Raw genomic sequence first — 11,533 nt, 5'->3', positions numbered from 1 at the left:
AATTTCACCACGACGGCAATTAAAACTGTGAGGGATTTTTATGGAAACTCTGGAAGATCCGCAGGGCTTTCTTCTGCAGGCTGTTCAATCACCACTGAGTCAGTAACACTCTGAACACGGTCAGCGTTACCAGCCAGATAAGCCAGTGTCAGACTGGTAATAAAAAACACTGTTGCCAGAATGGCACTGCTGCGACTCAGGAATGATGCGGAGCCCTGGCTACCGAACAGGCTTGAAGAAGCCCCACCGCCACCACTGCCACCACCGCCAAAAGCAGCACCGGCATCAGCACCCTTACCGTGCTGGATTAAGATCAAACCAACTAACAATAGTGAGATCACAATGTGAACCACCAGAATCAACGCATCCATTTAACTTCCTAATTTTGAACTGCAGCCTGACAGATTTTTACAAATTCATCGGCATCTCTTGAGCCGCCGCCGATTAATCCACCATCAATATCGGGCTTGGCAAATAATGGAGCAGCATTATTACCTTTTACGCTGCCGCCGTAAAGTATTCTGAGTGATGCGGCAATTTTTGCATCATGTTTTGCGACCCGCTGACGCATGAAAGAATGTACATCCTGCGCCCATTCCGGGCTTGCTGTCTTACCTGTGCCAATTGCCCAAACAGGTTCATATGCCAACACTACTTTTGACAACATTTCGACACCTTGTTGCGCAATCACAATATCCATCAAGCGTGCCACCATCTCTTCTGTGCGCCCCATAGAATGTTCTTCTGGACTCTCGCCGATACAGATAATGGGGGTAATACCGTGCTTGACAGACATTTCATATTTTTCGGCGATTATATGGTCAAGAAAAACCTGATCCAGATTTAACTCTGCATACAGGCAACGTCGTTCGGAATGACCAATCAAGACATACTGACAACTGAAATCATGCAGCATTGCCGCTGAAATTTCACCGGTATAGGCTCCAGAATCAAACTGCGATACGTTTTGAGTCCCCCAATACATTCCTGTACCGGATAAAGCAGACTGAACCTGTTGTATATATAGTGCAGGCGGGAATAAAGCGACATCAACTGAAGCAAAGGAGTCTCTTTGCGCCAGTATCGCATCAAGCAACAATTTGTTGCTTGCGCTAGAGCCGTTCATTTTCCAGTTACCAGCGACCAGCGGTTTGCGCACAGACACCTACTCTCAATAATAATTAATCATAAAGGGTACCGACAGACCGGAGATAAAGCAATGTGCTTACCGCTCACCCTGTTGGCATAAAATCACATATCTAACTTTGCAATATGGTCTCAATTTGTTCAGCCAGAGACTTGGCTAACTGATTAGTGCGGGTTGCATCGTGCCCCTCAACCATAACCCTTATTACAGGCTCTGTTCCGGAGGCTCTCAGTAGCACCCGGCCTTCCTGACCAAGCTTTGCTTCTACAGCTTCTACAGCTGACTGAATTTGCGGATAGTCCCGTAAATTAACCAGTTTATCAATACGTACATTAATCAGTCGTTGTGGATATTTTATGACAGCAGAGCAAAGCTCATGCAGGCTACTGCCGGTTTGCTGGATTTCAGCCAGTACCTGCAATGCTGCAACTATGCCATCCCCTGTACTGGTTTTATCCAGACAGATAATATGACCTGAAGCCTCGCCGCCAATCAGTCCGTCAACCTGTTGCAATTTTTCCATCACATAACGATCACCGACATTTGCCCGATGCAGAATGATGTCGTGTTTTTCCAAGGCATGCTGCAATCCAAGATTCGACATCTGTGTACCGACGACATGACCTCTATCCAGTCCAACTCGTTGTCTGCCACGGGCTATGATAAACAGAATATCATCACCATCCACCAGCTCGCCCTGATGATCCACCATGATAAGGCGATCCCCATCACCATCCAGAGCGATGCCCAAATCAGCTTTATGCTCGAGAACGCTCGCTTGCAATAAACGTGGTTCAGTCGAACCACAATTCTGATTGATATTCAGACCATCCGGCTCTGCACCCATCAAAATAACTTCGGCACCCAACTCACGAAATACATTTGGTGCAATGTGATAAGTGGCGCCATGAGCGCAATCCACCACGATTTTCAGATTGGATAAGTCAACACCAGTAGATATTGTGCTTTTACAAAACTCAATATAACGTCCTGCAGCATCAGCAATACGATGAGCCTTGCCTAAATAGGCAGAATCAACCGTTTTAATCGGCTGATCCAGCATAGCTTCAATCGCCAGTTCAACAGCATCCGGCAACTTGGTTCCCTGCTCAGAGAAGAATTTGATGCCATTGTCGTGGTAAGGATTATGCGAGGCACTGATTACAATGCCTGCCTGGGCATGAAATGTTCGGGTCAGATAAGCTACTGCGGGGGTTGGCATCGGTCCCATTAAATAAACATCTACACCAGCGGCTGAGAGGCCTGCCTGTAATGCAGATTCAAACATATAACCGGATATTCGGGTGTCTTTACCGATCAAAACCTTGCTGTTGCGTTCCTTCGCCAGAACACGCCCGATTGCCCAACCGAGTTTTAATACAAAGTCAGGAGTAATGGCACCATCGCCTACTCTTCCTCTGATGCCATCAGTACCAAAATAACGTCGTTTCTGTTCAGTCAAAATCGTTAACCTGCATTACATGTTCACACAACCGGACTGCCTGTACGGTTTCTCGTACATCATGGCTGCGTATGATTTTTGCGCCTTGCCAGATTGCTATTGATGCCAGAGCAAGGCTTCCCGCTAATCGCTCTTCAACCGATACATTCAGCATCGCACCGATAATAGATTTTCGTGAAACCCCAACCAGGACAGGCAGATCCGATTCAGTTATCACCGATAAATGTTTCATTAATCGTAGATTATGACGGGCATTTTTACCAAAGCCAAATCCAGGGTCCAGAATAATCCTTGAACGCGAGATTCCTGCTGCTTCACAGGCAGCAACCCGCTCAGACAGAAAGTTATTCACTTCATTGACCACATCAACATAGTGGGGCTGTTGTTGCATGGTTTGAGGTGTGCCCTGCATATGCATGAGGCAAACCGGCACGTCCAGTTCTGCAGCTGCCTGTAATGCTCCATCGCCCTGCAATGCATTTACATCGTTTATCAGGCTCGCTCCAGCCTTGACGGCTGCCCGCATAACGTCGGCCTTCATGGTATCGATAGAAATAACTACATCAAACTCAGCATGAATAGCTTCTATTGCTGGAACAACACGGCGAATTTCTTCTTCAACGTCTACAGGATCAGAACCGGGACGAGTCGATTCGCCACCAATATCAATAATAGTAGCGCCATCAGCAATCAGTTTTCGGGCTTGTTCAAGAGCTTTAGCGGGCGAAAAAAAACGCCCGCCATCCGAGAAGGAATCGGGCGTTACATTGACGATGCCCATAACATGCGAAGCGGACAAATCCAAAGATTTGCCCGCAAAGTCCATCATCATGATTTAACTATCTCAATTTAATTGATCGACCGGTTTACCTGTCGGTTCCGGATCTTCATCATCCGGTTTGGCTGAAGACGGCGGTGTAGAAGATTTATCATCCCAACCTTTTGGTTCACCAGGTTCCCGGCCTTCCATGATTGCATCAATCTGATCACTATCAATCGTTTCGTATTTGATCAGCAATTTTGCCATGGTATGCAATTTTTCAGCATTTTCAGTCAGTATATTTTTGGCACGGTCATAATTTCTGGTAATCAATGCACGCACATCTTCATCAATCTGTTTGGCTGTCAAATCAGATACTGACTTGTGCTGGGTAACACTGCGACCCAGAAATACTTCGCCTTCTTCTTCACCATAAGATAAAGGGCCCATATTGTCCGATAGTCCCCATTTGGTGACCATATTATGTGCCAGTTCGGTTGCCCGCTGAATATCATTTGAGGCACCTGTAGTCACCGCTTCAGGTCCAAAAATCATTTCTTCAGCCAGTCGACCGCCATACAGGCTTGAAATCTGACTTTCCAACTGCTGTTTGGTGTAGCTGTATCTGTCTTCAATCGGTAAAAACATCGTGACACCCAGCGCACGGCCGCGAGGAATGATACTCACTTTATACACCGGATCGTGGCCCGGAACGCTGCGTCCGACGATGGCATGACCCGCTTCATGATAGGCCGTCAGTTCTTTTTCTTTATCACTCATGACCATTGAGCGACGTTCAGCACCCATCATGATTTTATCTTTGGCTAACTCCAAATCCACCATTGATACCAGGCGTTTGTTGGTGCGGGCCGCAAATAAAGCAGCTTCATTCACCAGATTGGCAAGGTCAGCACCTGAAAAGCCTGGGGTCCCACGTGCAATTACACTTGGATTAACATCTTCATCTGCGGGCACTTTACCCATATGAACTTTCAAAATCTGTTCACGACCACGTATATCCGGTAAGGGCACTACCACCTGTCTGTCGAAGCGACCTGGACGTAATAAAGCTGGGTCGAGTACGTCAGGACGGTTGGTGGCGGCAATAATAATGACACCTTCATTTCCTTCAAAACCATCCATCTCAACCAACAACTGATTCAGTGTCTGCTCACGTTCGTCATTACCACCGCCCATACCGGCACCACGGTGACGACCCACGGCATCAATCTCATCGATAAAGATAATGCATGGTGCGTGTTTTTTGGCTTGTTCAAACATGTCACGAACCCGTGAGGCACCAACACCAACAAACATTTCTACGAAATCAGAACCTGAAATGGTAAAGAAAGGTACTTTTGCTTCACCGGCAATCGCTTTAGCTAATAATGTTTTACCAGTACCCGGCGAACCAACCATCAGAATACCGCGTGGAATGCGTCCACCCAGCTTCTGGAATTTGCCTGGATCACGCAGAAAGTCGACTAATTCATGAACTTCTTCTTTGGCTTCTTCGACACCAGCGACATCTTTGAAAGTCACTTTAACCTGATCTTCATTCAGCATACGAGCTTTGCTTTTACCGAACGACATAGGATTTTTGCCACCGCCGCCCTGCATCTGACGCATGAAGAAAATCCAAACCGCAATCAGTAATAACATCGGGAACCATGAAATAAATATCTGCATCAGCAGACCGGTTTTTTCGGCTGGTTCCGCTTGGATAGCTACACCGTTATCCAGCAAATCACCAATCAAGCCTGGATCATATTCTGGACTGTAAGTAGTGAAGTTACTGCCATCTGATAATTCGCCGGTGATCGTTCGCCCCTGAATATCAACGCTGGTTACGCTGCCACTCTTGACACTGCTGATAAAGGTCGAGTAATCCATTTCGCTCTGCTTGCTTTGCTGCGGACCGAAATTGTTAAATACCGACATCAACACCATCGCGATGACGACCCATAAAACAATATTTTTCATCATGTCACTCAATGTTTGTTACCCCTAGTAACGTTAGTCTTTTTACTGTCATTTCAGTCCACGTCCGAGTAGATATACCTCGCGGCTGCGAGCACGTGAAGCATCAGGTTTACGGGTTATCACTTTATTAAAATGTGCCCGCATGGACTTCAAGAATTCATCAAAGCCTTCACCCTGAAAAACTTTGACCAGAAAATCACCCTGTTTACTCAAGTTATTAATAGCAAAATCCAATGCCAGTTCTACCAGATACATACTGCCCGGCTGATCGATTGCGCCTACACCTGTCATATTGGGGGCCATATCCGATAATACAAGGTCTATTGATTGTCCGGCCAATACTTCATTCAATTGTTCGAGTACATGATCCTCACGAAAATCACCTTCGATAAAATGTACTCCAGTCAAAGGCGTCATCGGCAAAATGTCCAATGCAATAACTTTACCTTTGTCACCGACCCGATGCAAAGCATAATCAGACCATCCCCCAGGCGCCGAGCCAAGATCGACTACCGACATGCCGTTGCGAATTAATTTATCTTTCTGATCGATCTCTTCCAGTTTGAAGGTTGCTCTGGAACGATAACCTTTCTGCTGTGCTTTTTTGACATAAGGATCGTCAAAATGTTCTTTAAGCCAATTTGTGCTGGATTTACTGCGGGCCATTTCAGTTCTTCTCTGCCACGTGGTTTTTGTCAGTACTCAGTACTAACAATAAACCGGCAATACTCAACATCAGATATAGATTCTGACTCAGCATATGTAACCATTCAAAGCGCTCGGCGAGATTAGTCTCTAAACGCCAGTTATCGACAGTTTTTATGTTGGCCATTTCAGGCTGGACATACATGCTAAAAAGCAGAGTAATGATCAGCATGGCAATCAAAATCCAAAAACGCCAGGAATGTATTACCCTGCCACGCTGAATAATTATTTTGCCAAGAAGGATTAATGTCCCACTGATTATGCCCATAACATTCACTGCAAAAAACAGTTTGGCCGCATATTCTGCGGCCACCAATGTCTCAAGATTGATAAAAGCCAATGGAACAGCGAGATAACCAATTGACCATAAAGCGCCTACCCACAGTGTCAGTAATAAGCGTTCGCCAATGGTTTCAGAACGATTCAACAGTTAGCCCAGATAATGAATGCCGGTAATTTCATATTCGATTGCACCACCGGGCGCCTGAACAGTTGCCACATCATCAATTTCCTTGCCGATCAATGCCCGTGCAATGGGTGAAGAAATTGAGATACGGTTCAGTTTGATATCTGATTCATAATCACCAACAATCTGATACTGCTTTTCTTCATCAGTATCGATATTCAGCAAATCGACCGTAACACCAAACACCACACGACCATCTTTAGGCAACGAAGTAGGATCAATTACCTGACAATCCGCCAAAGTCGATTCAAGTTCCTGTATACGACCCTCTATAAAACTTTGCTGTTCACGGGCTGCATGGTATTCAGCATTTTCTTTTAAATCGCCATGTGCACGCGCTTCAGAAATCGCATCCACCACGGCTGGACGTTTAACGGTTTTCAGTTCATGCAATTCGGTTTTCAGTGCCTGAGCACCGCGTTCTGTTATTGGTACGGCCATTAATTTAATTCTCCATGTAATGACTGTAAACGATTCACCGATACACTGTCTTCGCAATGCAAGGCCAGAATTGTGGCACGAGCTGCGGCTAATGTTGTGGTGTAGTTCACCTGATGTTGCAATGCAGCACGGCGTATTTCTCTTGAATCCGCAACTGCCTGACGACCTTCTGTCGTATTTACAATCAGGGCAATTTCATCGTTTTTAATCATATCCACAATATGTGGCTGACCTTCTGCGACTTTTTTAACCCGCTCACAAGGCACATCTGCCTCTATCAGCGTTTGTTGTGTGCCACGCGTGGCCAGCAACGAGAAACCCAAGCCTAACAAATCTTTGGCAATCTTGATAACCGATTGTTTGTCAGCATCACGGACCGAGATAAAGGCTTTACCTCCAACCGGCAGACTGACCGAAGCCGCTAACTGGGACTTGGCAAAAGCCTCCCCGAATGTACGACCAACACCCATGACTTCACCGGTCGATTTCATTTCTGGTCCAAGAATCGGATCGACACCCTGGAATTTAATGAAGGGGAATACCGCTTCTTTAACAGAATAATATGAAGGGATGACTTCTTTAGTGACTCCCTGCTCTGCCAAACTCATACCGGCCATACAACGGGCCGCGACTTTAGCCAGCGGTACACCAATTGATTTAGATACATACGGCACGGTACGTGATGCACGTGGATTCACTTCCAGAATAAAAATACGGTCTCCCTGGATAGCAAACTGGGTATTCATCAGTCCCACTACGCCCAGTTCAAGTGCCATTTGTTTCACCTGAACTCGTAACTGATCCATAACCTCCTGACTTAGGCTATATGGGGGTAAGGCGCAGGCAGAGTCACCGGAGTGAACACCAGCCTGTTCGATATGTTCCATAATGCCACCGATAAGCACTTCCTTACCGTCACAAATTGCGTCCACATCGACTTCAATGGCGTCATCAAGGAAACGATCCAGCAATACCGGAGAATCATTTGAAACCGATACTGCGGTCAACATATAACGCTGTAACTCTTCTTCGTTATAAACGATTTCCATTGCACGGCCACCCAATACGTAGGAAGGACGAACCACTAATGGATAACCGATTTCTGCAGCAAGTGAAACAGCGGTATCAACTGAATGTGCTAGACGATTTGGCGGTTGCAGCAAGCCAAGTTTCTCAACCATTTGCTGGAACCGTTCGCGATCTTCTGCATGGTCAATCGCATCAGGCGAAGTACCAATAATCGGTACACCGGCAGCTTCTAGTGCACGCGCCAGTTTCAATGGTGTCTGACCACCGAACTGGACGATCACACCTTTAGGTTTTTCCAGCGCGACAATTTCCAGTACATCTTCCAGCGTCAGTGATTCAAAATACAGTCGATCCGAGGTATCGTAATCGGTGGAAACGGTTTCAGGATTACAGTTAACCATAATGGTTTCGTAACCATCTTCGCGTAACGCCAACGCGGCGTGAACACAACAATAATCAAACTCAATACCCTGACCGATACGGTTGGGGCCACCACCTAAAATCATGATTTTGTCACGATCGGTCGGGTTGGCTTCACATTCTTCATCATAGGTTGAGTACATATAGGCAGTTGAGGTTGAAAACTCAGCTGCACAGGTATCAACCCGTTTATACACCGGACGTACACCCAATGCGTGACGATGGCTACGGAATTGCTTTTCCGTTTTATGTAACAGTTTTGCCAGACGTGAATCAGCGAAACCTTTGCGTTTTAACGCACGCATTTCAGCTTCATCAATATCGTTTAAAGAACGTTCTTTAAGCTGATTTTCAATTTCCACCAGCTCCTGAATCTGAATCAGGAACCACGGATCAATATGTGTCAGTTGCTGAATTTCGTCAAAGCTCATTCCATAACGGAAGGCATCGCCGACATACCAAAGTCGGTCAGAGCCAGGCAAACTTAGTTCACGACGTAATACTTCAGCGGTATTTTCAGCTTTCAGATCCAGAATTTCGTTAAAACCCTCCCGATCTGTTTCAAGACCACGCAAGGCTTTCTGCAAAGATTCCTGGAAATTACGACCAATGGCCATGACTTCACCGACAGACTTCATCTGAGTACTCAAACGATTATCAGCTAAGGGGAATTTCTCAAAGGTAAAGCGTGGAATTTTGGTGACGACATAATCAATGGTCGGCTCAAATGATGTCGGAGTGGCGTTGCCGGTAATTTCGTTCTGCAACTCATCCAGTGTATACCCCACCGCCAGTTTGGCAGCGACTTTGGCAATTGGAAAACCGGTAGCTTTGGAAGCCAAAGCAGATGAACGCGATACCCGTGGATTCATTTCAATAATGATCAAACGACCGGTTTCCGGGTTCACCGCAAACTGCACGTTTGAACCACCGGTTTCTACACCAATCTCACGCAAAACTGCCAGCGAGGCATTACGCATGATTTGGTATTCTTTATCGGTCAGTGTCTGGGCAGGTGCCACAGTGATTGAATCACCGGTATGCACACCCATCGCATCAAAGTTTTCAATCGAACAGATAATGATAGCGTTGTCTTTTTTGTCACGCACCACTTCCATTTCATATTCTTTCCAACCGATGATTGACTCTTCAATCAGTAATTCTGAGGTTGGACTGAGATATAAACCGCGCTGGCAGATGTCGACAAAGTCTTCGCGGTTATAGGCAATACCGCCGCCACTGCCGCCCATGGTAAATGACGGACGGATGATAACGGGGAAGCCGAACTTCTGTTGGACTTCCAGCGCTTCTTCCAGCGAATGGGCAATATCCGATTGCGGCATATCCAGACCGATTTTACGCATCGCTGCACGGAACAAATCGCGATCTTCGGCTTTATTGATGGCTTCACTGTCAGCACCGATCATCTCGACGCCATATTTTTCCAGTACACCATGTTTTTCAAGTGCCAACGCACAGTTTAAAGCGGTTTGGCCACCCATGGTCGGCAGAATCGCATCGGGACGCTCAACTTCAATAACCTTGCTTACAGCTTCCCAGGTAACCGGCTCAATATAAGTTGCATCGGCCATATTTGGGTCAGTCATGATAGTGGCCGGGTTGGAATTGACCAGAATGACGCGATAACCTTCTTCCCGCAGAGCTTTACAAGCCTGTGCGCCAGAATAATCAAATTCGCAGGCCTGACCGATAACAATCGGACCAGCACCCAGAATCAGAATGCTTTGAATATCAGTACGTTTAGCCATTATGTGTTATTTACCTGTCGCTTGTTCGAGTAGGTCGATAAAGTGATCGAATAGAGGTGATGCATCCTGTGGACCAGGGCTGGCTTCCGGATGTCCCTGGAAGCTGAAAGCCGGTTTGGTTTTATGATGAATACCCTGCAATGTGCCATCAAATAAAGAACGATGAGTGGTTTCAACGGTGTCAGGCAGAGTGGATTCATCTACAGCAAAACTGTGATTCTGACTGGTAATCATCACCAGACCTGCCAGCAATTCCTGAACCGGATGATTCGCCCCATGATGACCGAATTTCATTTTTTCGGTTTTGGCACCACAGGCCAATGCCAGTAATTGATGTCCCAGACAGATACCAAAAATCGGCATCTCTTTATCGAGGAAATACTGAATCGCCTTAATCGCATAATCACAAGGTTCTGGATCACCCGGGCCATTGGCCAGGAAAATACCATCAGGATTCAACTTCATGACTTCTTCAGCAGGCATTTGTGCAGGCACTACTGTCAATTTGCAGCCACGTTCGGTAAGCATACGCATGATGTTTTTCTTGATGCCATAATCATAGGCAACCACATGAAAACGCGGCTCGGCTTTACGAGACTGGTTGTCGATGTGCCAGATACCATCAGTCCACTCATAAGCCTGTTTGGTTGAAACTTCTTTGGCCAGATCCATGCCTTTCAAACCAGCAAAGGCTTTGGCCGCAGCAATTGCCGCATCAACATCAATATTATCGCCAGCAACGATGCAGCCTTTTTGCGCACCTTTTTCCCGTAACAGACGGGTCAGCCGCCGGGTATCAATACCAGCCAGTCCGACTACATTCTGGCGCTCAAGATATTTATCCAAAGCTTCTTCACCACGCCAGCTGGACATGACGGGTGAAAGTTCGCGAATGATTAAACCACTGGCATACACCTGGTCAGATTCTTCATCGTCTTTATTGACGCCAACGTTACCGATATGCGGATAAGTCAGGGTGACGATTTGGCGGCAATACGACGGGTCGGTAATAATTTCCTGATAACCTGTCATCGCGGTGTTGAAGACCACTTCACCAACTGACTGGCCCACAGCACCGATTGATTCGCCGTGAAAGACCGTGCCATCTTCAAGAGCAAGTAGCGCAGTTGTACGCAAGGGGAACCTCCACCAGATAAAAAAGGAACAGGGGACGACGTTCTCCCCAGACAAAATCTTTGCAATTTTAGCCTATCTGCAGCCTATGCGTCCACGCTAAAAACGATGACAAGTTACCTTGCCAGCGGTAGTATGAAGCGCAGCTTATTTACCTGGCAGAACTTATGACCCAACAGTATTTTAATTTTTCCGCTTTTCCACAACAAAGACCCCG

10 protein-coding genes are annotated in these 11,533 nt (G+C 46.4%); all 10 read right to left on the bottom strand.

Features of this window, described 5'->3' with window-relative positions:
- Nucleotides 1-38: 38 nt before the first annotated feature.
- The 10 genes from secG to carA all read right to left on the bottom strand — a co-directional run bounded on the left by secG (nt 39) and on the right by carA (nt 11,319).
- Nucleotides 39-371: a preprotein translocase subunit SecG gene (gene secG / locus B3M51_RS02600; RefSeq protein ID WP_292756620.1), complete on the bottom strand. Its 333-nt coding sequence runs from the start codon at nt 369-371 to the stop codon at nt 39-41.
- An 8-nt stretch (nt 372-379) separates the two neighbouring features.
- The gene (gene tpiA / locus B3M51_RS02595) at nt 380-1,159 is read right to left on the bottom strand and encodes a triose-phosphate isomerase (RefSeq protein WP_292480333.1); all 780 of its coding nucleotides are present in this window, start codon (nt 1,157-1,159) and stop codon (nt 380-382) included.
- Between the two features lie 100 nt (nt 1,160-1,259).
- Complete coding sequence (gene glmM / locus B3M51_RS02590; protein ID WP_292756618.1) at nt 1,260-2,609, bottom strand: phosphoglucosamine mutase; 1,350 nt, start codon at nt 2,607-2,609, stop codon at nt 1,260-1,262.
- A complete protein-coding gene (folP, locus tag B3M51_RS02585) occupies nt 2,602-3,441 on the bottom strand; it encodes a dihydropteroate synthase (RefSeq protein WP_292756616.1) in 840 nt (279 codons plus the stop codon). The genes glmM and folP overlap by 8 nt, the downstream gene beginning before the upstream one ends.
- Before the next feature lie 12 nt (nt 3,442-3,453).
- Nucleotides 3,454-5,355, bottom strand: coding sequence for an ATP-dependent zinc metalloprotease FtsH (ftsH, locus tag B3M51_RS02580; RefSeq protein ID WP_292479878.1), 1,902 nt, complete (start codon nt 5,353-5,355; stop codon nt 3,454-3,456).
- A gap of 45 nt (nt 5,356-5,400) precedes the next feature.
- A complete protein-coding gene (rlmE, locus tag B3M51_RS02575; RefSeq protein ID WP_292479880.1) occupies nt 5,401-6,018 on the bottom strand; it encodes a 23S rRNA (uridine(2552)-2'-O)-methyltransferase RlmE in 618 nt (205 codons plus the stop codon).
- Between the two features lies 1 nt (nt 6,019).
- The gene (locus B3M51_RS02570; RefSeq protein ID WP_292756613.1) at nt 6,020-6,484 is read right to left on the bottom strand and encodes a DUF4149 domain-containing protein; all 465 of its coding nucleotides are present in this window, start codon (nt 6,482-6,484) and stop codon (nt 6,020-6,022) included.
- A 3-nt stretch (nt 6,485-6,487) separates the two neighbouring features.
- Nucleotides 6,488-6,964 carry a transcription elongation factor GreA gene (gene greA, locus B3M51_RS02565; RefSeq protein WP_292479884.1) on the bottom strand — a complete coding sequence of 159 codons (477 nt, stop codon included), beginning with the start codon at nt 6,962-6,964 and terminating at the stop codon, nt 6,488-6,490.
- On the bottom strand, nt 6,964-10,182 hold the full coding sequence (gene carB, locus B3M51_RS02560; protein WP_292756610.1) for a carbamoyl-phosphate synthase large subunit: 3,219 nt from the start codon (nt 10,180-10,182) through the stop codon (nt 6,964-6,966). The genes greA and carB overlap by 1 nt, the downstream gene beginning before the upstream one ends.
- 6 nt (nt 10,183-10,188) lie before the next feature.
- Nucleotides 10,189-11,319 (bottom strand): glutamine-hydrolyzing carbamoyl-phosphate synthase small subunit, encoded by a 1,131-nt coding sequence (gene carA / locus B3M51_RS02555; RefSeq protein ID WP_292353695.1) that lies wholly within the window; start codon nt 11,317-11,319, stop codon nt 10,189-10,191.
- Nucleotides 11,320-11,533 lie beyond the last annotated feature (214 nt).

Source organism: Methylophaga sp. UBA2689 (assembly GCA_002354555.1).
Lineage (GTDB): Bacteria > Pseudomonadota > Gammaproteobacteria > Nitrosococcales > Methylophagaceae > Methylophaga.
This window is presented reverse-complemented; position numbering and strand designations above follow the sequence as displayed.